The sequence below is a fragment of the Roseateles amylovorans genome (genome assembly GCF_025398155.2).
In the GTDB taxonomy this organism is placed as follows: Bacteria; Pseudomonadota; Gammaproteobacteria; order Burkholderiales; family Burkholderiaceae_C; genus Roseateles; species Roseateles amylovorans.
The window spans coordinates 4,420,356-4,437,925 of sequence record NZ_CP104562.2 but is presented as its reverse complement, the minus strand read 5'-3'; the positions used below and the strand labels follow the sequence as shown (position 1 = coordinate 4,437,925).

General features: G+C 65.6%; 15 protein-coding genes and 2 tRNA genes. 12 read left to right on the top strand and 5 right to left on the bottom strand.

Annotation, left to right across the window (positions count from 1 at the left end; genetic code table 11):
• Nucleotides 1–24 precede the first annotated feature (24 nt).
• Nucleotides 25–2,997: a phosphoenolpyruvate carboxylase gene (ppc, locus tag N4261_RS18380; RefSeq protein ID WP_435531951.1), complete on the bottom strand. Its 2,973-nt coding sequence runs from the start codon at nucleotides 2,995–2,997 to the stop codon at nucleotides 25–27.
• Nucleotides 2,998–3,165: 168 nt separating this feature from the next.
• Between ppc and hemC the strand changes: the two genes are divergently transcribed.
• The 8 genes from hemC (at nucleotide 3,166) to greB (ending at nucleotide 9,403) form a co-directional block, all read left to right on the top strand.
• Nucleotides 3,166–4,101, top strand: coding sequence for a hydroxymethylbilane synthase (hemC, locus tag N4261_RS18375; protein ID WP_435531950.1), 936 nt, complete (start codon nucleotides 3,166–3,168; stop codon nucleotides 4,099–4,101).
• 8 nt (nucleotides 4,102–4,109) lie between these two features.
• Nucleotides 4,110–5,006 (top strand): uroporphyrinogen-III synthase, encoded by an 897-nt coding sequence (locus N4261_RS18370; protein ID WP_261756720.1) that lies wholly within the window; start codon nucleotides 4,110–4,112, stop codon nucleotides 5,004–5,006.
• On the top strand, nucleotides 5,003–6,139 hold the full coding sequence (locus tag N4261_RS18365) for a uroporphyrinogen-III C-methyltransferase (RefSeq protein ID WP_261756719.1): 1,137 nt from the start codon (nucleotides 5,003–5,005) through the stop codon (nucleotides 6,137–6,139). The genes N4261_RS18370 and N4261_RS18365 overlap by 4 nt, the downstream gene beginning before the upstream one ends.
• Before the next feature lie 10 nt (nucleotides 6,140–6,149).
• Nucleotides 6,150–7,397, top strand: coding sequence for a heme biosynthesis HemY N-terminal domain-containing protein (locus N4261_RS18360; RefSeq protein ID WP_261756718.1), 1,248 nt, complete (start codon nucleotides 6,150–6,152; stop codon nucleotides 7,395–7,397).
• A 73-nt stretch (nucleotides 7,398–7,470) separates the two neighbouring features.
• Nucleotides 7,471–7,547, top strand: a tRNA-Arg gene (locus tag N4261_RS18355).
• A 120-nt stretch (nucleotides 7,548–7,667) separates the two neighbouring features.
• A tRNA-Arg gene (locus N4261_RS18350) sits at nucleotides 7,668–7,744 on the top strand.
• A gap of 213 nt (nucleotides 7,745–7,957) precedes the next feature.
• Entirely contained in the window at nucleotides 7,958–8,626 is a 669-nt protein-coding gene (locus N4261_RS18345) for a DUF4114 domain-containing protein (protein ID WP_261756717.1), read from the top strand.
• A 210-nt stretch (nucleotides 8,627–8,836) separates the two neighbouring features.
• Entirely contained in the window at nucleotides 8,837–9,403 is a 567-nt protein-coding gene (gene greB, locus N4261_RS18340; RefSeq protein WP_261756716.1) for a transcription elongation factor GreB, read from the top strand.
• A 335-nt stretch (nucleotides 9,404–9,738) separates the two neighbouring features.
• Here the strand turns inward: greB and N4261_RS18335 are convergent, their stop codons facing one another.
• From N4261_RS18335 to N4261_RS18320, 4 genes are all read right to left on the bottom strand, one after another.
• Nucleotides 9,739–12,003: a RelA/SpoT family protein gene (locus N4261_RS18335; protein WP_261756715.1), complete on the bottom strand. Its 2,265-nt coding sequence runs from the start codon at nucleotides 12,001–12,003 to the stop codon at nucleotides 9,739–9,741.
• Nucleotides 12,004–12,231: 228 nt separating this feature from the next.
• Complete coding sequence (rpoZ, locus tag N4261_RS18330) at nucleotides 12,232–12,435, bottom strand: DNA-directed RNA polymerase subunit omega (protein WP_261756714.1); 204 nt, start codon at nucleotides 12,433–12,435, stop codon at nucleotides 12,232–12,234.
• Nucleotides 12,436–12,451: 16 nt separating this feature from the next.
• Nucleotides 12,452–13,075, bottom strand: coding sequence for a guanylate kinase (gene gmk, locus N4261_RS18325; protein WP_261756713.1), 624 nt, complete (start codon nucleotides 13,073–13,075; stop codon nucleotides 12,452–12,454).
• 112 nt (nucleotides 13,076–13,187) lie between these two features.
• Entirely contained in the window at nucleotides 13,188–14,105 is a 918-nt protein-coding gene (locus tag N4261_RS18320; protein WP_261756712.1) for a YicC/YloC family endoribonuclease, read from the bottom strand.
• A gap of 31 nt (nucleotides 14,106–14,136) precedes the next feature.
• Between N4261_RS18320 and N4261_RS18315 the strand changes: the two genes are divergently transcribed.
• The 4 genes from N4261_RS18315 (at nucleotide 14,137) to rdgB (ending at nucleotide 17,570) form a co-directional block, all read left to right on the top strand.
• Nucleotides 14,137–15,105, top strand: coding sequence for a serine/threonine protein kinase (locus N4261_RS18315; protein WP_058936168.1), 969 nt, complete (start codon nucleotides 14,137–14,139; stop codon nucleotides 15,103–15,105).
• Nucleotides 15,102–16,001, top strand: a complete 900-nt coding sequence (locus tag N4261_RS18310; protein ID WP_261756711.1) for a PP2C family protein-serine/threonine phosphatase — start codon at nucleotides 15,102–15,104, stop codon at nucleotides 15,999–16,001. Before N4261_RS18315 ends, N4261_RS18310 begins: the two co-directional genes overlap by 4 nt.
• Before the next feature lie 13 nt (nucleotides 16,002–16,014).
• Nucleotides 16,015–16,746 (top strand): ribonuclease PH, encoded by a 732-nt coding sequence (gene rph, locus N4261_RS18305; protein WP_261756710.1) that lies wholly within the window; start codon nucleotides 16,015–16,017, stop codon nucleotides 16,744–16,746.
• A gap of 218 nt (nucleotides 16,747–16,964) precedes the next feature.
• A complete protein-coding gene (gene rdgB, locus N4261_RS18300) occupies nucleotides 16,965–17,570 on the top strand; it encodes an RdgB/HAM1 family non-canonical purine NTP pyrophosphatase (protein ID WP_261756709.1) in 606 nt (201 codons plus the stop codon).

Here is a 17,570-nt window from a genome sequence, read left to right as displayed (position 1 = left end):
GCCAGCGTCATCTGCTGTGTGGCGTCAGCCCGTGTTGCGCAGCCCCGCCGCGATCCCGTTGATCGACAGATGAATGCCGCGCTGCACCCGCTCCATCCGCGGATCCTGGTCCCGCTTGTCGGCGGGAATGGCGCGGTAGCGCCGCATCAGTTCCACTTGCAGGTGGTTGAGCGGATCGATGTAGGGGAAGCGGTGCTCGATCGAACGCGCCAGGGCCGGATTGGCCGACAGGCGATGGCCATCCCCGGTGATCAATTCCAGCGCCTCTTCGGTGCGGGCGAATTCGGCCTGGATGGCCGCAAAGATCTTCTTGCCCAACCGCTTGTCTTCCACCAGATCCAGATAGCGCTGCGCGATGTCCAGATCGGCCTTGGCCAGCACCATGTCCAGGTTGGACAGCAAGGTCTTGAAGAACGGCCACTGCTTGAACATGCGCTTGAGCAGGGCCAGGTTCTGTTCGCGGCCGGCCTTGTCCTTGCCCAGGAAGGTCTGCACGCCCGAGCCGAAACCGCACCAGCCCGGCAGCGTGATGCGGGACTGGCCCCAGCTGAAGCCCCACGGAATGGCCCGCAGGTCCTCGATGGCGCGGGTGGCCTTGCGTGAGGCCGGGCGCGAGCCGATGTTGAGCTCGGCGATCTCGCGGATCGGCGTGGTGGCGAAGAAGAAGTCGGCGAAACCGGGGGTGTCGTAGACCAGGCCGCGGTAGGCGGCGAAGCTGGCATCGGACAGCACCTGGGCCGCATCCATGAAGGACTTCGGCGCGGACTTGGTCGGATGCAGCAGGGTGGCTTCCAGCGTGGCGGCCACCAGGGTTTCCAGGTTGCGCCGGCCGATCTCCGGATTGGCGTACTTGGAGTTGATCACCTCGCCTTGTTCGGTCAGCCGGATCTGGCCATTCACCGTGCCCGGTGGCTGGGCCAGGATGGCCTGGTAGCTCGGGCCGCCGCCGCGACCCACGGTGCCGCCGCGGCCATGGAACAGGCGCAGGGTGAGTGGACCTTGCTGCCGCAGCTCGTCGAACAGACGCACCAGCGCGATTTCCGCGCGGTAGAGCTCCCAGCTGCTGGTGAAGACGCCGCCATCCTTGTTGGAGTCGGAGTAGCCCAGCATGATGTCCTGCTCGCCACCGGAGCGGCGCACCAGGGCCGCCATACCTGGCAGCTCATAGAAGCCGCCCATGATCGCGGGCGCATTGCGCAGGTCGGCAATCGTCTCGAACAGCGGCACCACGATCAGGTCGCTGACGGCCTGACCGTCCAGCGTGCCGCGCAGCAGTCCCACTTCCTTCATCAGCAGTTGGACTTCCAGCAGGTCGCTGACATCCTCGGTATGGGAAATGATGTAGTGGCGCAGGGCCTCGCGCCCATAGCGACGCAGGGATTCGCGGGCGGTCTCGAAGATCGCCAGCTCGCTCTGCGTGCGCTCGCTGTAGTCCACGCCCAGCACGCGCAGCGGCCGGGTTTCGTTGAGCAGGCCGACCAGCAGGTTGCGGCGCTGCGCTTCGTCCAGCGCGCTGTAGTCGTCGCAAACCCGTGCGGTGCGCAGCAGCTCGGCCACCACCGCCTCGTGTTGGTCGGAGCTCTGGCGAAGGTCCAGCGTGGCGAGGTGAAAGCCGAAGACCTGCAACGCGCGGATCAGCGGCTTGAGTCGAGGCGCGATCAGCGCCTGCGCATGATTCGCTTCGAGCGAGGACTGGATCACCCGCAGGTCGGCCAGCAGTTCGTCGGGCGACACATACGGATCCTGGGGCGCGACCGCGTGCCGCAGGGCTTCGGTGCCGGTCAGCGCCTGCAGCGTTGCCGCGAGCCGGGCGTACATGCCGGTGAGGGCGCGCCGATAGGGCTCGTCCATGCGATGTTCATTGCGGTCCGGACTGCGCTCGGCCAGTTGCTGCATCGCCGGGGAGACACCGGTCAGCCGCAGCGAAATGGACAGCTCCGCCCCCAGCGCATGCAGCTCCGTCAGGTAGTGGCGCAGGGCGACCTCGCTCTGGCGCTTCAGGGCCTGTTGCATCGTCGCCGCGGTCACGTTCGGGTTGCCGTCCCGATCGCCTCCGATCCATTGACCCATGCGCAGGAACGACGCGATCTGCTCGCCGGGCAGCGCCTCTTCCAGCTCGGCATAGAGCTTGGGAATCTCCCGAAGGAAGGTGGCGTGGTAGTAGCTGAGCGAGTTCTCGATCTCGTCGGAGACCGTCAACTTGGAATAGCGCAGCATTCGGGTCTGCCACAGCTGCGTGACGCGGGCGCGGATCAGTTTTTCGTTGGCTGCCTTTTCCCGTTCGGTGTGCAGGCCATCGCGCTGCGTCACCAGCTCCGCCACGGCGCGCTCCGCATCCAGAATGCTCTTGCGCTGCACTTCGGTCGGGTGGGCGGTGAGGACAGGGGAGACGAAACCATTCGCCAGCGTCTTCACCACTTCGACGGGACGCACACCCGCTTCGAACAGCTTCTCCAGCGCATAGGCCAGCGAGCCCGGTTGCAGGCTGCCGTCGCGGTCATGGATTTCGCGGCGGCGCACATGGTGGCGGTCCTCCGCGATGTTGGCCAGGTGGGAGAAATAGCTGAAGGCCCGGATGACGCTCACCGTCTGTTCGCCCGAGAGGCTCTTCAACAGCTTGTCCATCTGCTTGCCGGCCTGGGCATCGCGCTTGAGCCGGAAGGCGACAGACAGCTGCCGCACCCGTTCCACCAGCTCATAGGCCTCGCGGCCTTCCTGCTCCCGAATCACCTCGCCGAGGATGCGTCCCAGCAGCCGGATGTCGTCCATCAGCGGCTGGTTCTTGTCCTTGGCCGCCCGACTGAGGGCGGGGGAGGGCCGGGAGGAAGACCCACCGGACGAAGCGCTGCTGCGCGAGGTGCCGGCCTTGGCGTTGCGCTTGGCAGCGGCCTGATCGGACGCCTTGGCGGACGTTTTTGCGGAGGTCTTGGAGGCCTTTCCGGCCGTGTCTGCAGAGCGGGCGGATCGGCTGGAACGGGAGGAGGAACTGGTGGGCATGGCGTCGTCGTCGTGGTGAGGCGGATGAACGGATGATGTAACCAAGTTACCTTCGTCTGACTTTAGCAGTTTCTTCGTGCGGCGTTCGCCCGTCCCAGGCTTTGGCATCTTTCAAGCCTTGCTTCGCGCGGCGTGGTGCTGGGCTGCGGGTCGGCTAGCATGCGGGCCATGATTCAATCCGAAGAATTCGTGATCGCCACCCGCGAGAGCCGGCTCGCGCTGTGGCAGGCCGAGCATGTGCAGTCGCTGCTGCAAGCTCGCGGCTTGGCGGTGGGGCTGCTGGGCATGACCACCCGGGGCGACCAGATCCTGGATCGCACGTTGTCCAAGGTCGGTGGCAAGGGCCTGTTCGTCAAGGAACTGGAGACCGCGCTGGAAGAGGGGCGCGCCCACCTGGCGGTTCATTCGCTCAAGGATGTGCCGATGGAGTTGCCCGAGGGCTTTTGCCTCGCAGCGGTGCTGGAGCGGGAGGACCCGCGCGACGCGCTGGTGTGTCCCCGCTATGACAGCCTGGCTTCGCTGCCGCAGGGGGCCTGCGTGGGCACGTCCAGCCTGCGCCGGGTGACGCAATTGCTCAACGCCCGGCCGGATCTGCGGATCGAGCCGCTGCGCGGCAACCTGGACACGCGGTTGCGCAAGCTCGATGAAGGCCAGTACGACGCGATCGTGCTGGCCGCTGCGGGCTTGAAGCGACTCGGGCTGGCGCCCCGGATCCGGCAGTATTTCAGCGAAGACGAGATGATCCCCTGCGCGGGCCAGGGCGCCTTGGGTTTGGAGATCCGCACGGATCACCAGGCCCTGCGACCTCATCTGGATGCGCTGGCGCACGGCGCCACGTGGCTGGCGGTGGCGGCCGAGCGGGCGGTCTCGCGTGAGCTGGGCGGCAGTTGTTCGATGCCGCTGGCCGCGCATGCGCGCTGGACCGATGCCGACACGCTGACCCTTGATGCCGCGCTGGGCCATCCGACCGATCCGGCCCGTCCGTTGCTGCGGGTGCGCCAGATCCGCGTGGCGGCCGATCTGGCGGCGGCAGAGTCTCTCGGTCGAGAGACGGCGCATGCGCTTCAGGCGCTGGGTGCGGCCGACTATCTGCACACCCCCTGAGCGCGACGATGACAGCCCCCGTCCGTCTGCTGCTCACCCGACCGGAGGCGCAGTCGGGCGACTGGGCACAGCGGATGGAAGCGCTGGGGGTGCCCACCGCCTCCCTGCCGCTGATCGAGATCGCGCCCGCCGAGGATCCCGAACCGGCTCGACAGGCCTGGGCCGGGCTGTCGCGCCAGCGGCTGGTGATGTTTGTCAGTCCGAACGCGGTGGACGCCTTCTTTGCGCAGCGGCCGCCATCGAACGGACGTCCGATGGCTTGGCCCGAAGGGACGCTGGCGGCGACCGTCGGTCCCGGAAGTGCCGCTGCCCTTGCGGCGCAAGGCGTACCCGCCGCACTGATCGTGCAGCCGCCCGCCGACGCGCCCTCCCTGGATTCGGAGCATCTGTGGCCGGAGTTGCAGCGCGTGGCCGGCACGGATTGGCATGATGCCCGTGTGCTGCTGGTGCGCGGCGACGGCGGGCGTGAATGGCTGGCCGATCGCTTGCGCGAAGGCGGCGCTCAGGTGGGGGCGATCAGCGTCTACCGTCGCCGTTGCCCCACGCTCGATGCCCGGGGGCAGTCCTTGCTGCGCAGGGCGCTCGGCCAGCCGGACCGCCATGTGTGGCTCTTCAGCAGCGCCGAGGCGATCGGTCATCTCGAAGCGCTGACCGCGGGCCTGGCATCGGCGCCCTCGGAGGCGGTGTCGCCAGAGTCCGGGACGCAACCCGAGGCGTCGCAGCCCCTCATCGACGCCGTCACGCCGCGCTGGGCCGCAGTGCGCGCCATCGCCACCCATGAGCGGATTGCCGCGCGCGCACGGTCGCTCGGGCTGTTGCATGTGGTTTTGGTGCGACCCGACGCGCCGGCTGTCGCCTCGGCATTCCGGGGGCTGTCGGGGGCGACCCTAGAATCGCCGTCGTGAGCGAGACCAACACCCCCGTGGCCGACGTTTCGTCGCCCCCACCGACCCCTGTCCCGAAATCCGGCGGCGCCACCTTGACGCAGGCGGTGATCGTCTGCGTCGGCCTTGTCGCTCTGCTGGCGCTGGGCCTGGCCTGGCAGAGTCAACAACGGTTGAGGCAGACTGAGCAGGAGCTGGTGCGCCGTCAGGAGACCAGCCAGAGCGAGGCCAACATCGCCCGAGACCAGGCCCGGCAGGCGCAGGATCAGAGCCGTGACACGGCCGCCAAGGTCGCGCTGCTGGATGCGCGCCTGGCGGAAGTGGCGCTGCAGCGGGAACAGCTCGAAGTGCTGATGCAGTCGATGACGCGTTCTCGCGATGAAAACGTGGTCGGCGACATCGAGGCCTCGCTGCGGGTGGCCATGCAGCAGAGCAGCATCACCGGCAGCGCCGAACCCTTGGTCGCGGCGCTCAGCCAGGCTGACGAGCGGCTGGCCCGCTACAAGCAACCACGACTCGAAGGGGTCCGCCGCGCCGTCTCGCGGGACCTGGACCGGGTCAAGGCGGTCGGCGTGGTCGACATCTCGTCCCTGACGATCAAGCTGGACGAGATCTCGCGTCAGATCGATGAACTGCCGCTGCTGGCGGTGGCTCAAGCCGCGCGGGATCCGAATCCACCGCAGTCGTCCACCACCCGGGCCGCCAAGCGCGGCACCGTGGCCGCCATCGGGGCGGCGCCCGCCGCATCGGCGGCGTCGGAGGCCAGCTGGTGGTCGCGCGCCTGGGACGACGCGGGCGACAAATGGGATCAACTGTCCGCCGATGTCTGGCGTGAGGCGCGCGGACTGCTGCGGGTGACCCGCATTGACCATCCCGAAGCCGCGCTGATCGCGCCGGAGCAGGGGTTCTTTCTTCGGGAGAACCTCAAGCTTCGACTGCTGAATGCCCGCTTGGCCTTGCTGAGCCGCCAGTTCGACACCGCTCAGGGCGACCTGCGGGAAGCCCAGGCCATGCTGGACCGCTACTTTGATGGACGGTCCCGCAAGCTCGCCATCACCGCGGAATTGCTGCGGCAGGTGCAGGGGCAGTCGCGCCAGGTCACGGTGCCTCGTCCGGACGACACGCTCGCCGCGCTCAGCGCGGTCGCGCGTTGAAGGGGTCGCCATGCGGATGGTGATCTGGCTGGTGCTGCTGTTCGTCGCTGCGGTGGTGGCGGCCCTCACGCTCGGCAACAACGACGGTCTGGCGAGTTTCTACTGGCGCGGCTGGCGCATGGACCTGTCGCTCAATCTGTTCCTGCTGCTGCTGTTTGCCGGCTGTTTTGCGCTGATGACGCTGATGCAGACGCTGGACGCGCTGCTGACCTTGCCGCGTCGGGCGCGCCTGTGGCGCATGGCCCAACGCGAAAGAAGCGCCCAGATCGCCCTGCGCGATGCCTTGGCCGAGTTCTTTGGTGCGCGCTACAGCCGCGCTCAGAAGGCGGCACAGCGCGCGCTCAACATCCAGGCCATGACACCGGATCTGGCGCAGGACGGCGCCTTCATGGCACTGGCGCATCTGGTGGCGGCTCAGAGTGCGCACCGGCTGCAGGATCGACGCGGTCGCGACGAGCACCTGCGGCAGGCGCTGCAACTGGCTCAAAGCAGCGCGGGAGGGCGTGCGCAGGAAGAGGGTGCCCGCCTGCTGGCTGCCGAATGGGCGTTGGATGATCGGGATGCCCAGCGCGCGCTGGCGCTGCTCGGCGAGCTGACCCCGGGTGTGGCGCGTCGTACGCAGGCGCTGCGCCTCAAGCTGCAGGGCAGCCGACTGGCGATGCAACCGCTGGAGGCCCTGCGGACCGCTCGGCTGCTGGCCAAGCATCAGGGCTTCTCCAAGGCAGCTGCCCAGGGGCTCTTGCGGTCCCTGGCCAGCGAGGCGCTGGACACGGCCCGTGACATCGATCAACTGCGCAGCACCTGGCAGCAGCTGGATGCGGCGGACCGGCGCGATGTGTTCGTCGCATCGCGTGCGGCGCATTGCGCGGCGTCGCTCGGTGCACCGGAGGATGGCCGCGGCTGGCTGCGTCCCTTCTGGGAGTCGATCGGCGAGCAGGGCGACGATGAGCGCCAGGCCCTGGCCGAAGCGCTGGTGCCTTGCGTGCCGGGCCTGGGGCCTGAATGGCTGCAGCGGCTGGAGGGTGCGGTGCAGCGCTTTCCGCGTGATGTGTCCTTGGCCTACGCGCTGGGCCATGCGCTGGCGGAGCGTCAACTGTGGGGCAAGGCTCGGTTGATGCTCGAGCAGGCAGGGGCCGACCGCGAGCTGTCGACCGCCGCACGCCGTCGCAGCTGGCTGCGACTGGCGGAAATGGCAGAGAACGACGGTGATGCCGAACGCCGCGCGCGGTGTTTCGAGGCAGCCGCGACCCTCGGATAAATGAACTTGATGATGAAAAACGCCGAGGTTCTTGCTTCACTCTAAAAATGCATGCTATAGTCGCAGTCTTTCAGCGGCTGTAGCTCAGTTGGATAGAGTACTTGGCTACGAACCAAGGGGTCGTGGGTTCGAATCCTGCCAGCCGCACCAGAAAAACGTTGAAAGGTCTGAACTTGTTCAAATCTTTCGGCAAAGTAAAAAGAAGAACCAAGAAGAATAAAAACCAGATGCCGCTTGCCACGACGGCGGTATCTGATCAGTAAAAGTCGCGCGGCTGTAGCTCAGTTGGATAGAGTACTTGGCTACGAACCAAGGGGTCGTGGGTTCGAATCCTGCCAGCCGCACCAAATCAAAAGGTCAGCATCGAAAGATGCTGACCTTTTTTCTTTTGGGTCTCTGCAATTCCTGATGAACCTGAGGTGTTGCGTCGGCATCCCGGTGAACAGGAGGCGACCTTTGATGCACTGGAGTTCGCGTACCCGCCTGCCTGAGCGGGCGGTGCGCACCAGCGACGGCCATGCCGATCGCTGCACAAGATCAACTTCAAAGGAATCGAAGGCGTGAACTTCTTCAAAATGAACAGCAACCCCTGGATGCAACCGTTTCACGGCTGCGCAATGGGTTCGATGGGTGGCGGCCATGGCTGCTTTCAGGGCGGTCGCGCGTTGGGAGGGCCACTGGCCCGCTCGATGATGGGGTACTCCGCAGGTGGCCTGTGGGGCGGCGGCTGGGGCCGCTCGCAGCACGGCTCGTCCGCCTACGGCCAGCACGGCGCGTTTGGTCACCATGGCGCATACGGTCGCCATGGGGGGCATGGCGCGTGCTCGACGCAGCGTGAGGGTGGCTGGGACAGCAGCAAGGGTGGCTATGTGGTCGGCAAGGGCGGCCAGTTGGATGTGAACATCAAGGGTTCCGAATCCAGCAACAACAACCTGATCCAGTACCGCGTCGGCAACGGTGAGTGGAAGGATGTGGGCTATTCCAAGAATGACGGTGGCGGCACATCGATCAAGGCCCAGCCGGGCTCCACGGTCCAGTTCCGCATTAACAACGGCACCGATAAACTCCGTGCCGGCACCACCAAGAACGTGGACGGCATGGACCACGGACAGGTCTCCTCCACTAAAAATGGCGCGATGCTGTCCTTCGAAGACCAGCGCGGAGGGGGCGACCGTGACTTCAACGATGCGCGCATTGAGATCGTGAATGCAAAACGGCGTCGTCATTGAGCTGAAATGATCGCCCGGGCTGCTTCTCCATTGTGCTGAGGCGAAGCAACTGCCCAAGCATTCGGTCGACCCATCGAAAGGCCAGCGTTTCAGGACGCTGGCCTTTTTGCTTGCCGTCGCGGCGGGTGGCGTCGCCCGGCCGGCGCGGGTCTGCGCACTTCATGGTCTTGCGCCGCGATGTGCGCGCGGGCTCGCGACACAATACGCGCCATGAGCAAGGCCTTCACGAAAGAATCCGACAGCGACGGCGATGACGACGACAGCCCCTCGCTGCCCGCGTTGCCGCAAGGCGCGCGCAACTACATGACGCCCGCGGGCTACGCCCGCCTGCGCGCGGAATTCATGCAGTTGCTCGATGTCGAGCGTCCCAAGATTGTGGAGATCGTGTCCTGGGCCGCCAAGAATGGGGATCGGTCGGAAAACGGCGACTACCTCTATGGCAAGAAACGGCTGCGCGAAATCGATCGCCGCCTGCGCTTTCTCACCAAACGATTGGACATCGCAGAGGTGGTCGACCCGAGTGCCCATCACGGCAGCGATCAGATCTTCTTCGGCGCGACTGTCACCTACGCCAATGCGAAGGGAGAGGAACGCACGATCACCATCAAGGGCATCGATGAGTCGGACAGCCTCGCCGGTGAGGTCAGTTGGGTCTCACCCATCGCCCGCACGCTGCTGAAAGCCCGTGAGGGGGATGAATTGCAGTTGGTCACGCCCGTGGGGGTGGAGCGGATCGAGGTGGTTGAAGTGACGTATCCAAGGCCCGCGGATGTTTGATGCGTTGGGCTGTTGTTCGGCTCGGATTGGCTTGCCTGGCGCGGCAGTTAAGACGTGCCTGGCCCTGCGTGCCTAGTCCTGCGTGCCGCCGAGCGCGAGGCAGAGGGCCGGGGGGCCATTGGCTCCATGTCCTCCTTCAACTGCCTCCCGGCAGTTGAATTCCCCCTAATACTTCCGCCAATGGCCCCCCGGCCCTCCGCCTCCGAGCCACCCAGCAACCTCGTCAATCTCGCACATCCCATCCGTTCAACTTATCCAGTCAGGCGCCATGCGTGACAGGCTGAATGTGAGGTGCGAGGTGCGAGGGGTGAGGTAAGCGCTGAGCGGGTCGGTGGTCAGGGCTTGACGCGCCAGACCCGCATCACCGCACTGGACCGCTTCAGGGTGCGCAGGGTGTCCGCCAGGTGCAGTCGGTCGCGGACCGCCAGCAGCAACGTCATCTCGGCGGTCTCGCGTTCCTGGGAGTCGTCACTCATCGCGATGTGAGTGATGTCAGCTTCGGCGCTGCTGACGGCCGTGGCAATCTGGGCCAGCACGCCCTTGCCGTTGCGCATCAGCACGCCCACCTCCGCCTCGAAGCTGCGGGAGAGTTCTTCTGCCCAGCCGACCGAGATCCAGTGCTCGCTGTCGCGCTGGAACAGGCGGCGGCCCACCGCACATTCGGTGGTGTGGACCAGCAAGCCCTCGCCGCGTCCGAGGTAGCCCTTGATGTCGTCGCCGGGAATCGGGCGGCAGCAGGTGGCCAGGCGCACCGAGGCGCCTTCGCTGCCATCCAGCAGCACCAGGCCCTGCGCGGGCGCATCGTCGGTGGCAAAGCGTCCCATGGTGAGCAGCACCGCGTCCGGACGTTGCCCTTGCTCCGACAGCGATCGCGCCAGCTTCTTCGCCACGATCCCCGCAATCTTGCGGCCCAGGCCGATCTCCACCAGCAGCTCGTCGACGTGGCGATTGCCCGCCCAGCGGGCCAGGTCTTGCCAGAGCTGTGCGGCCGTTTCGTCGTCCTCGCTGAGGCTGGGCAGCGCCAGTCCTTCGGCTCGCAGGGCCTGCGCCAGCATCTTGTGTCCGAGCTCGCGCGACTCCTCCTGCTCCAGGTTCTTCAGGAAGTGACGAATCTTCGAGCGTGCACGCCCGGTGCGCACAAAGCTCAGCCAGGCCGGATTGGGTCGCGCGCCCGCAGCGGTGACGATTTCGATCACATCGCCACTGCGCAACTCGGTGCGCAGTGGGACCGGCTCGCCGTTGACCTTCGCAGCCACGCAGTGGTCGCCCACGTCCGAGTGGATGGCATAGGCGAAATCCACCGGCGTCGCGCCCTTGGGCAGCGCCATGATCTTGGACTTCGGTGTGAAGACGTAGACCGCATCCGGGAACAGGTCGATCTTGACGTGCTCCAGGAACTCGGTCGCGTCCCGGGTCTCGTCCTGGATGTCCAGCAGCGACTGCAGCCAGCGTGATCCCAGTTGCTGCGCGCCCTTGGCGTCGCTCTTGCTCTTGTAGAGCCAGTGGGCCGCCACGCCCTTCTCGGCGACCATGTGCATTGCCTCGGTCCGCATCTGGAATTCGACCGGCGTCCCCAGCGGGCTCACCAGCGTCGTGTGCAGCGATTGATAGCCGTTGGGCTTGGGGATCGCGATGTAGTCCTTGAAGCGCCCCGGCTGCGGCTTGTACAGCTGGTGCAGCACGCCCAGCGACCAGTAGCACTGCGGCAGGTCCTGCACGATCACGCGGAAGCCGAAGATGTCGCTCACCTGGGCGAAGCTCAGGTGTTTTTCCCGCATCTTCTTGTAGATCGAGAACAGCGTTTTTTCGCGGCCTTGCACTTCCACCCGAAGGTTGGCCTCGGAGAAGGCTTTAAGCACATCACGCTCGATTCGCGCCACGAGATCGCGTCGATGGCCGCGCGCCTTGGTGACCGCCTTGGCCAACGCCCCGTGGCGCCATGGATGGATGTACTGGAACGACAACTCCTGCAGTTCGCGGTAGATCTCGTTGAGCCCGAGCCGATGGGCGATCGGCGCGTAGATGTCCAAGGTCTCGCGGGCAATGCGGCGGCGTTTGTCGAACGCCATGTGCTGCATGGTGCGCATGTTGTGCAGTCGATCCGCCAGCTTGATCAGGATCACTCGCACATCGCGGGCCATCGCCAGCAGCATCTTCCGAAAGCTCTCGGCCTGGGATTCCTCCCGCGTCGAGAACTGGAGCTTGTCCAGCTTGGTGAGCCCATCGACCAGTTCAGCCGTCGGCGCTTCGAAGCGCTCGATCAGTTCGGTCTTGGTGACGCCGCAGTCCTCCATCGCGTCATGCATCAACGCGGCCATGATGGCCTGCGCATCCAGACGCCAGTCGGCACACAGCCCGGCCACCGCGATCGGATGGGTGATGTAGGGCTCGCCACTGGCGCGGAATTGGCCGAGATGGGCCTCATCCGCGAACTTGTAGGCCTCGCGGATGCGCTTGACGTCCGCTTTCGGAAGGTAATGCAGGCGCGCGACCAGCGAATCGAAGGACGAGGCTTCGGTGGACGTCTCTGACGCGACCTTGGGCCCGGCGAGGCCCGTCAGGCCGGGAATGTGAGCAGTGGCAAAGGAGCGGAGACCCATGCGCCGAATTTACCGCATGGGCCCGGCGCTTTTCGGCATGGGGTCACTATCGGTCACGATCGGAGAGCAACTGTGCAGCGCTGCTTGACGGATGCGCAGTGGCATGCAGGCATCCCATCGGACGGTTTGGGGGTGGGCAAAGAAAAAGGCGCCCGAGGGCGCCTTGATCGTGGCGGGCCGGAGTGGCCGGCCGCTTGGGGGCGGATGGATGCGGGTCTTGCGCCGTTCTTAGACGGGCACGCGACGCAGCATTTCCAAGCCCACGTCGCCGTTGGCGACTTCGCGCAGGGCGGTCACGCCGGGCTTGTTCTTCGATTCCAGCTTGGGCGAGTGGCCCTGGCTCAGCATGCGTGCGCGGTAGGTCGCGGCGAGCACCAGCTGGAAACGATTCGGGATCTTGGTCATGCAGTCTTCGACAGTGATGCGGGCCATGCTGATGTCCTGGGTGTTAGGGAATGAGGTCGAGCGCGCGGAACACGGCGGACCGGTTGCGGCTCTGGGTCGCGTATTTTAGCCGTTGTGCTTGCACAATGGCTTTCAGGTCGAACAAGGCGGTGTCGAACAGGGCATTGATGACCACGAAATCGAAATGCCGCGCCTGCGCCACCTCGTGCCGGGCATTCTCCATGCGCTTGGCGATGACCGCCGGTTCGGTGTCGCCGCGGCGGATCAGCCGGTCTCGCAGCTCATCCCAGCTCGGCGGCAGGATGAAGATCAGCACCGCATGCGGGAACAGTTTCTTGATCTGCAGCGCGCCCTGGTAGTCGATCTCCAGCACCACATCCTCGCCATTGGAGATGCGTTGCTCGATCGCGGCCCGCGAAGTGCCGTAGAGGTTGCCATGCACCTCGGCCCATTCGAAGAAATCGCCGTGGGCGATCTTCGCGCGGAACTCATCCGGGCTGATGAACAGGTACTCACGGCCATGCTGCTCCTGGCCGCGGGGCGCGCGAGAGGTGTGGGAGATGGAGACGCTGAGCTTCGCATCCACCTCCAGCAGGGCCTTGACCAGGCTGGACTTGCCCGCCCCGCTGGGGGCGGCCACTACGAAAAGATTGCCGGGGTATTCCATCGCGTGATTTTATGGGGATGGCCGACCAGCCCCGAAGGACGGTCGGCGCATAAGTTCACACGCTCGCGGTCCGAGGCCGCCCAGGCCCCCCCCCGGGAGGGACGCGCGCGCCTCACTCGATGTTTTGGACCTGCTCGCGCAACTGCTCGATCGCCACTTTCATCTCCACCGAGATGTTGGTCAGCTCGATCGCGACCGCCTTGGAGCCCAAAGTGTTGGCTTCGCGATGTAACTCCTGCATCAAGAAGTCCAGGCGCTTGCCAATTTCGCCACCCTTTTTCAGCAGCCGATCGACCTCGTCCAGATGGGAGCGAAGCCGGGTGAGTTCTTCCGCCACGTCGATGCGCAAGGCATAGGCTGCCGCCTCGTTCACCGCCCGCTCTTGCAGCGATTGTTCGGAGATGGACTGCGACGCGCCGGTGGCCGTCAGCGCTTCCTGCCAACGCTCCAGAAACCGCTCGCGTTGGCGCTGCACCGCAGCCGGAATCAGCGGCTCGGCTTGCTGGGCCAGATCACGCAAAGTGGTGACCCGCTGCTTGAGCATCGTCACCAGTTTGGCGCCCTCCCGCGCACGCGCTTCGAGGAAGCCCTCAATGCAGCGGCGAGCAGCATCCATCACGGTTTCGTCCGCCGCGGACGCGCCGCCGGAGCCGCTCTTGCACCACTGCAGCGCCTCCTGAACGGTAAGCCCTTGGGCCTTCGGCAACCACGCCTGAACCTGCGATTCCAGTCGCGACAGCCGGTTCAGCAATTCCGGTTGCGGGTTGGGCAGCGAGCTGTCGGTGTCACGCTGCGTGTTGATCCGCAGTTCCATCTTGCCGCGCTTGACTTGGCCTGAGATGAGTTCGCGCAGCGCGGGCTCCAACGACCTCAGCTCATCCGGCATGCGGAAGCTGAGGTCGAGGAAGCGTCCGTTCACCGAACGCGCTTCGACGGTGACGCCAACGGCGCTACCCAAGTTAGGGGTTTCGCCTGTGTTCGTAGGTAGTGCCGTGGCGCTGGCATAACCTGTCATGCTGTAAACTGGCATCAGCTATCGGTAGAGAAATCGAACCGCGATTATGTCAAAGCCGAAACCGGCGCCCCTGCCCGCAGGCACGGTGGTGGGTGGATATCAGATCATCAAGAAGTTGGCTGCGGGCGGATTCGGCGTTGTGTATTTGGCCGAAGACCCCGACCATCACTTGGTGGCGCTGAAGGAATATCTCCCGTCATCACTGGCCGAAAGATCCCCTGGCGAGCTCACGCCTCGCGTGAAGCCCGAGAAACAGCCCCTCTATCGACTGGGGCTGCGCAGCTTTTTCGAAGAAGGCCGCTCTCTCGCGCAGATTTCGCATCCGAGCGTCGTCTCGGTGCTGAATTTCCTCAGGGAAAACGAGACCGTCTATATGGTCATGAATTACCTGCAAGGGGACACCTTGCAGGATTTCATCGTGACCGCACGAGACTTGAAGCGAGACAAGGTCTTCCGGGAATCGACCATCCGGTCGCTCTTCGACGAGATCCTGAAGGGCTTGCGCATCGTCCATCAGCACAAGATGCTGCACCTGGACATCAAGCCCGCCAACATCTTCATCACCAACGACAACAAGGCCGTGTTGCTGGACTTCGGTGCCGCGCGTGAAGTGCTGTCCAAGGAAGGCAATTTCATCCGCCCGATGTACACGCCGGGCTTTGCCGCGCCGGAGATGTACCGCCGCGACGGATCGCTGGGTCCGTGGACTGACATCTACGCCATCGGCGCCTGCATCTACGCCTGCATGCAGGGCTATCCGCCCAACGATGCACCGCAGCGGCTGGAAAAGGACCGCCTGGGCCTGAGTCTGTCGCGACTGCGCAATGTCTACTCCGACAACCTGCTCGAGGTGACCGAGTGGTGCATGTCGCTCGATCCGCTGACCCGTCCGCAGAGCGTGTTCGCGCTGCAGAAGGAACTCTCGCGTGAGACCGAGCGCCGCTACACGAAGCTGAGCTTCAGTGAGCGCCTGAAGCTGCAGCTGGAGAACCTGAAGACCGGAGCCAAGGCGTGAGGTTTTCCGTTTACCAGGTGAGCCGCCGTGGTGGGCGCGAGAAGAACGAAGACCGCATGGGGTATTGCTACACCCGTGAGGCCGGTCTGTTCGCGTTGGCCGACGGCATGGGCGGACACCCCGACGGCGAAGTCGCCGCCCAGATGGCGCTGCAGAACGTTGCCGCGCTGTTCCAGCGTGATGCGGAGCCGGTGCTACCGCATCCGCAGCAATTCCTTGAAACCGCGGTGCTGCTGGCGCATCAGCAGTTGCTGGCCTATGCGGCCGAGCGCGGCATGAGCGACACCCCGCGCACGACCATCGTCGTGGCGGTGATGCAGCAGGGCCAGCTGTGGTGGGCCCACTGCGGTGATTCGCGCATGTACCTGACGCGTGATACCGAGCTCATCGCCCGTACCCGCGACCATTCCTACAGCGAGCTGCAGGAGGCCCTCGGGCGCCATGCCGCCGGGGCGGAGCGCTTCAATCGCCATGTGCTGTTCACCTGCCTGGGCAGTCCCGGCAAGCCGATGATCGACGTCAACGGCCCGCTGCTGCTGCAGAACGGCGACCGGCTGCTGCTGTGCTCCGACGGCCTGTGGAGTTCGGTCAGCGACGCCGACATCGTGCGTCATCTGACCGAAAGCCGCACCGTCGGCGACGCGGTGCCGGAATTGGTGGAGCAGGCCCTGCGCCAGGCCGGCGCGCGCAGCGACAATGTCACTGCGCTGGCCGCCGAATGGGAAGGCGAGGGCGATGCTCCGGATTCCATCTCGACGCAGAACCTGGAAGACCAGGGTTTCGCCTCCACCATCCAGGGGGCCGGCCAGGAACAGCTCGACGACGCCGAGATCGACAGCGCCGTGCGCGAGATCCAGGAAGCGATTCGTCGCGCCGGCAAGAACCCTCCCCGCTGAAGGACCCTCTCTCATGACAGCCATCGCCAGCCGCCCCTCCGGGCGCGCGGCGGACGCCTTGCGTCCGGTGCGTATCACCCGCCACTACACCCGTCACGCCGAAGGTGCGGTCCTGATCGAATTCGGCGACACCAAGGTGCTGTGCACCGCGTCGGTCGAAGAGAAGGTGCCACCACACAAGAAAGGCAGCGGCGAAGGCTGGGTCACCGCCGAGTACGGCATGCTGCCCCGCGCCACCCACACCCGCAGCGACCGCGAGGCCGCCCGCGGCAAGCAGAACGGCCGCACCCAGGAAATCCAACGCCTGATCGGCCGCTCCATGCGCGCCGTCTTTGACCTGAGCAAGCTGGGCGAACGCACCATCCAGCTTGATTGCGACGTGATCCAGGCCGATGGCGGCACCCGGACCGCGGCCATCACCGGCGCCTATGTCGCCGCGCAGGACGCGGTGAACTGGCTGCTCGCCCAAGGCAAGATCGCCGAATCGCCGCTGATCGATGCGGTGGCCGCGATCTCCGTGGGCATCAAGGACGGCGTGGCCCTGCTGGATCTGGAGTATGTCGAAGACTCCGCCTGCGACACCGACATGAATGTGGTGATGACCGGCGCCGGCCACTTCGTCGAGCTGCAGGGCACGGCCGAGGGCGTGGCGTTCACCCGCGCCGAGGTTGACGTGCTGCTCAATCTCGCGGAGAAGGGCATTCGCGAGCTGCAGGTCGCGCAGCGCCAGGCGCTGGGCATCTGATCAAACCGGAGCGCCCGCTTCGGCTTGGTGTCGCCCCAGACGGCAGGTCTTTCGACCGATCCGCAGACCTCGCACTGGGAGCCACCGGAGGATGGCGGATGATGGCGGCACGGTTGCCGTGCTGATGCCGTGGGCCTGTCATGCGCCACGAGGGCTCGCTCGCACGAAGCGATCGCAGCCCCCGGCGCCATCAATCGTTCAATGGATTGGAGCAAGCGATGAAATTGGTCCTGGCCTCCAACAACGCCAAGAAACTCAAGGAACTGCAGGCGCTCTTCCAGCCAATCGGGCTGGAACTGGTGACCCAAGGCAGCCTGGGCATTCCGGAGGCGGAAGAGCCCTTCCATACGTTTGTGGAGAACGCGCTGACCAAGGCGCGTCACGCCGCACGTGAGAGCGGTCTGCCGGCGCTGGCCGACGATTCCGGCCTGGCGGTGGATGCGCTGGGCGGCGCGCCGGGCGTGCTGTCTGCGCGCTACGCCACGCTGTTCGGACGCGAGAAGAGCGACGCAGAGAACAACCGCGTGCTGCTCGAAAAACTGACCGGCGTGGCGGATCGGCGCGCGCGCTTCGTGTGTGCGCTGGTGGCCGTGCGCGCCGCCGACGATCCCGAGCCGCTGGTCGCCATGGGCCGCTGGCACGGCGAGATCCTGGGCTCGGCGAGCGGGGAGGGCGGCTTCGGCTATGACCCGCTGCTGTTCATTCCATCGCTGGAACGCAGCGTCGCCGCGCTGAGCGCCGAGGAGAAGAATCGCCTGAGTCATCGGGCGCTGGCGTCGCAGGACCTCCTGCGTCAGATGCGCGAGAGCTGGCATCTTGGCTGA

Bases quoted from the DNA above. Each gene is read 5' to 3' on its own strand.
- ppc (WP_435531951.1), bottom strand. From the start codon at position 2,997: ATGCCCACCAGTTCCTCCTCCCGTTCCAGCCGATCCGCCCGCTCTGCA.
- hemC (WP_435531950.1), top strand. From the start codon at position 3,166: ATGATTCAATCCGAAGAATTCGTGATCGCCACCCGCGAGAGCCGGCTC.
- N4261_RS18370 (WP_261756720.1), top strand. From the start codon at position 4,110: ATGACAGCCCCCGTCCGTCTGCTGCTCACCCGACCGGAGGCGCAGTCG.
- N4261_RS18360 (WP_261756718.1), top strand. From the start codon at position 6,150: ATGCGGATGGTGATCTGGCTGGTGCTGCTGTTCGTCGCTGCGGTGGTG.
- greB (WP_261756716.1), top strand. From the start codon at position 8,837: ATGAGCAAGGCCTTCACGAAAGAATCCGACAGCGACGGCGATGACGAC.
- N4261_RS18335 (WP_261756715.1), bottom strand. From the start codon at position 12,003: ATGGGTCTCCGCTCCTTTGCCACTGCTCACATTCCCGGCCTGACGGGC.
- rpoZ (WP_261756714.1), bottom strand. From the start codon at position 12,435: ATGGCCCGCATCACTGTCGAAGACTGCATGACCAAGATCCCGAATCGT.
- gmk (WP_261756713.1), bottom strand. From the start codon at position 13,075: ATGGAATACCCCGGCAATCTTTTCGTAGTGGCCGCCCCCAGCGGGGCG.
- N4261_RS18320 (WP_261756712.1), bottom strand. From the start codon at position 14,105: ATGCCAGTTTACAGCATGACAGGTTATGCCAGCGCCACGGCACTACCT.
- N4261_RS18315 (WP_058936168.1), top strand. From the start codon at position 14,137: ATGTCAAAGCCGAAACCGGCGCCCCTGCCCGCAGGCACGGTGGTGGGT.
- rph (WP_261756710.1), top strand. From the start codon at position 16,015: ATGACAGCCATCGCCAGCCGCCCCTCCGGGCGCGCGGCGGACGCCTTG.
- rdgB (WP_261756709.1), top strand. From the start codon at position 16,965: ATGAAATTGGTCCTGGCCTCCAACAACGCCAAGAAACTCAAGGAACTG.